4 protein-coding genes and 1 pseudogene are annotated in these 3,767 nt (G+C 36.5%); all 5 read left to right on the forward strand.

The window, feature by feature from the left end; translation table 11 throughout:
* Positions 1 to 178 precede the first annotated feature (178 nt).
* Complete coding sequence (locus M3210_RS19485) at positions 179 to 478, forward strand: hypothetical protein (protein ID WP_251517895.1); 300 nt, start codon at positions 179 to 181, stop codon at positions 476 to 478.
* Between the two features lie 224 nt (positions 479 to 702).
* Complete coding sequence (locus tag M3210_RS19490) at positions 703 to 1,233, forward strand: GNAT family N-acetyltransferase (protein WP_251517898.1); 531 nt, start codon at positions 703 to 705, stop codon at positions 1,231 to 1,233.
* A 340-nt stretch (positions 1,234 to 1,573) separates the two neighbouring features.
* Complete coding sequence (locus M3210_RS19495) at positions 1,574 to 1,885, forward strand: HIT family protein (RefSeq protein ID WP_251517899.1); 312 nt, start codon at positions 1,574 to 1,576, stop codon at positions 1,883 to 1,885.
* Between the two features lie 321 nt (positions 1,886 to 2,206).
* Positions 2,207 to 3,184 (forward strand): aldo/keto reductase, encoded by a 978-nt coding sequence (locus M3210_RS19500; RefSeq protein ID WP_251517902.1) that lies wholly within the window; start codon positions 2,207 to 2,209, stop codon positions 3,182 to 3,184.
* 92 nt (positions 3,185 to 3,276) lie between these two features.
* Positions 3,277 to 3,642, forward strand: a pseudogene (locus M3210_RS19505) (HAD family hydrolase); the annotation flags it as partial.
* Between the last annotated feature and the right edge of the window lie 125 nt (positions 3,643 to 3,767).

Consider the following 3,767-nt stretch of genomic DNA (forward strand, 5'->3'; position numbering starts at 1 on the left):
GGCGAACGGTTTAGTTGACGGGATCAAATGTCCCACGGGCAGAGACGTTCTACCCCGGCTACTGTTATAATAAAACCATATAAAAAATGGTCAACCAGAAATATCTGGTTAACCTTATATTACGAAAGTTGGCAGTATGGTAGGGATATTAATTATTATTTTCGGAGCTTTTTTATACTTGATTGAAAATAAAAATAGAGGTGTAATGTTTGCTACTGCAGCTAGAGCACTAGGTGTAGGAAGTTTGATTGTCATGGTGAGCATCCCGTTTTCTATTCCGAACCTATTGCTCTCAGCATCATCAATACAAGAAATAAGCATGTTAAGTATAATTATAATTTCCGTATTTCTTGGATCTCCGTTAATTTTTATGGGGTTGGCATCTTTCATTAGTTTACATGCAAAAGCCCATGTAATATTAAGGACGATTGTAGCGCAGGGAGAGCTAGAAACCTTGTCTCCTATCCAAAAGAAATAGCCATATAAAAAGTCTAACTTCTCCTGCGTAGAATTAGACTTTTTTTGTACATTATTATATTAAGGGCCATTAATTATATAAAAGAAGGAAAAGAACTTTTCATATAGAATATTAATGGATAGGCTGAATATTTGGCCTACACTAGAATTTGAAGACCGCTGAATAGATTTCCATGTAGAATCGAGGAAAGTATAGTAAATGGTAAAGCTAACGGAGGCTGTGTTATGGGGAATATAAAGATTGATGATTTTTATCATCGAGATCCTGATATAGAAAAAATAGCAGAATTGTACTGTGTCACTTTTTTAACTGATAATTATTCGATGGAAGAAAATGCTATAAAAAATATTAATAAACATGCTAATTATGAAGGATTTATCGGACTAAAAGCAAATGATGATGATGGAAATATTGTTGGGTTTACCTATGGATATACAAGCTTACCAGGTCAATTTTACAGAGAAAAGATTGCTGAACATTTATCCGAAGAAGATATTAAAACCTGGTTATTCAATTGCTTTGAATTTGTTGAATTAGCGGTATTGCCATCATATAGACGCCTAGGTATAGCTAGTAAATTACATCATGCTTTATTAGAAAGTGTGAACTATAATAGTGCTGTATTAACAACTGGTATGGAGAACAGGCCTGCGATAAACTTTTATAGAAAGCATGGATGGGAAATGATTAAAAAAGATGTCCCTGTAATTTCAGAGGACAATTTACAAGCCATTATGGGAAAAGCTTTAAACTGATACATCAGTAATCCATCGGTGTACTTCTGGTGGATATGCAAAAAAGGATCTGTTGGAAAACAAATCCTTTTCGCTCCGTTTAAATTAAATGGAAGGACGGTTTGGACCATTTAATTTCTTATCACCTTTTATAGGACCAGACTTTTCTCTTTGTTGTTGACGTTCTTGTTTTTTTACTTCTTTACTTTTATCCATTCCACAACCTCCTTTGGTCATAGTGTGTCTCATTTTATGGAAATGATTAGTATTTTCTTGTGGTAACGGATGAACATAAAAGGATAAATTCAGATGTGTGTAAATCTGGAGATTCGAAAAAATTATTAGGGAGTGGTGAATCGATTTGGAGCACTGTATATTTTGTGGAATTGTTAGTAAGGAAATAAGTTCGTACATATTATGTGAAGACGAGTTCACTACCGCATTCCTTGATATCAATCCTGTGGCTATGGGGCATACCTTAGTTATTCCTAACCGTCACTTTGGTAGATTAGATGCAATAGATGACAAAGAAGTGATGCAAGGAATAATGAAAACATTGATTAAGGTATCAAATCTCCTTATTACAGCCGAAGTTTGTCATGACTTTACTATACTCAATGATAATGGATTCCATGCACAGCAAGATATTATGCATGCGCACGAGGCATCATAACGAAAAAATTGATTTAAAGCTGCCAACTCATGAAGAATTCGCCACTGCCGAGGAACTCAAGTCAACATATAACCTCTTAAGAAAACAATTATGTGAAGGTTAACTATTATTCCTCAACTAGCACTTGGATCTGACCTAGCAAAATATAACGGGCCTGTAATATGAAACTAATTTCAATGGAAAACGTACATATATAGAATACATATAAGAAAACAGCGGAGAAAAGCGTGAAATTACGATTGCACTACCATTTTTGTTACGACTTTCCAGTTAGAATAAAATCAAATATTGAAATGTTAAATGACTTAGGAGGAGAGAATCATGAAAGTAATGCCTATTGAAAAAACTGGTATCACAACGAGCCGCCTTGTGTTAGGCTGCATGGGGTTTGGTGGTGACTGGAATCATTCACCTTATTCAATAGAGGATATGTTAAATGCAGAAAAAGCAATTGATGCTGCGTTGGCTAACGATATTACGATGTTTGATCATGCCGATATTTATAGGAGAGGTAAAGCGGAAAAAGTATTTGGTGAGATTTTGAAATCACGTCCTGAACTCAGGGAAAATATCGTACTTCAATCCAAATGTGGGATCCGTTTTGCTGATGGAGAGATACCAAACCGCTATGATTTTTCCAAGAGTCATATCTTGGATTCGGTGGATGGCATATTGAGTAGATTGAACACCGAGTATATCGATGTTCTCTTGCTGCATCGCCCCGATCCGTTGATGGAACCAGAGGAAGTTGCAGAGGCGTTTGAAACATTGAAGGAGTCAGGTAAAGTTCGTTATTTTGGTGTTTCCAACATGAGTGCCTCCCAAATAAAATTATTGAACGCCTACTGTTCGGAACCTATGGTTGTTAATCAGTTGAACATGAGTTTGAAGGAAATCGATTGGCTGGAGCATGGTGTATTAGTAAACCAAAAGGCAGGAGCAGGAGTGAACTTTCCAGAAGGGATGATGGAGTATTGCCGACTAGAAAATGTGCAAATCCAAGCGTGGGGTTCATTGGCAAATGGAATGTATTCCGGTCGCTCTATAGAAAATCCATCGGAAGCAGACCTGGCTACGATAGAGCTGGTAAAGAGATTAGCAGATGAAAAAGAAACCTCCCAAGAAGCAATAGTGCTTGGGTGGTTAATGCGTCACACAGCGATGATTCAGCCTGTCATCGGTACAACAAATCCAGAACGCATTGCGAAATGTAAAGACGCAATCCGACAGGCGGAGCTGATGACTCGAGAGGAATGGTATACACTTTACACGGCTTCACGGGGGAATAGGTTGCCTTAAAATTCCAAATATAGTATTTCATAAAAGCATTTGATAGTTTGATATATCAAGTGCTTTTTATAAAATTGAACAACTGTGGAGGAGTGATTTGTATAATCAAAGCTGTTATCTTTGATTTGGACGGAACCTTATTAAATAGAGATGCATCCTTAAAATTGTTTGTTGAAGGGCAATACGAACGGTTATATCAGTCCTTAAATCATATCCCTAGAGATAAATACATCGAGAGGTTTATTGAGTTTGATGATCGAGGTTATGTATGGAAGGATACAGTCTACCAACAAATAGTGGCTGAGTTTGATATCATCCATGTTACATGGGAAGAGTTATTACAGGATTACATTACGGAATTTAAAGATGCATGTGTGCCGTTCCCCAACCTCAATTATATGCTGGAGGGTTTAAGAAATAATAATCTTGTTCTTGGAATGATCACTAATGGTAGAGGTCAGTTTCAAAGTAAGCGTCAAACAATGAACACCTTCTATTAAATATCCGTTCTTGAGATAATCTCTTTAGAAAAAAATCTGGAGGTTATGCCAATGAACGATGCTAACAAAAGAATAGAATGGAAAGCTAGGTA

Origin of the sequence: Oceanobacillus luteolus (genome assembly GCF_023715655.1) — a bacterium.
GTDB lineage: Bacteria > Bacillota > Bacilli > Bacillales > Amphibacillaceae > Oceanobacillus > Oceanobacillus luteolus.

Coding starts and splice junctions, on each gene's coding strand:
- M3210_RS19500 (WP_251517902.1), top strand. CDS start 2,207: ATGAAAGTAATGCCTATTGAAAAAACTGGTATCACAACGAGCCGCCTT.
- M3210_RS19490 (WP_251517898.1), top strand. CDS start 703: ATGGGGAATATAAAGATTGATGATTTTTATCATCGAGATCCTGATATA.